Annotated in this window: 1 protein-coding gene; it reads right to left on the bottom strand. The window is 55.6% G+C overall.

What is annotated here, in order from left to right; all coding sequences use genetic code 11:
- Positions 1-162: 162 nt before the first annotated feature.
- Positions 163-306: prolyl oligopeptidase family serine peptidase (locus tag EN845_RS34610; protein ID WP_135931330.1), on the bottom strand; the 144-nt coding region annotated here is incomplete at its 5' end.

The raw sequence follows: 306 nt of genomic DNA, 5'->3' as shown, positions 1-306 counted from the left end.
TTCCGATCTAAGACGCCGATGCCCTGTATGGGTGATTTGTCGAGATAGACGTCGACGAGCAGCATGACGAACCTTGTGAATGAACAGCCGGCGCGGTCCAAGGACCACGTCCAAGAACAGAGCATTGCGTAACGCGCAGGCTTGGTAATTGCGAGTGGAAAATCAAGTCTTGCCGGTCACTTTCAGGGCATAGGCGTAAATGTAGGCGATCTCCTCCAGCCGCGAGAAGCGACCCGACGCACCGGCATGGCCGGAATCCATGTTGATCTTCAACAGCACGGGATTGTCGCCCGTTTTTCGTTCGCG

The organism is Mesorhizobium sp. M8A.F.Ca.ET.202.01.1.1 (assembly GCF_004791595.1).
Classification (GTDB): Bacteria; Pseudomonadota; Alphaproteobacteria; order Rhizobiales; family Rhizobiaceae; genus Mesorhizobium.
The sequence above is the reverse complement of the archived record's forward strand: the minus strand, read 5'-3'. Positions and strand labels throughout refer to the sequence as shown.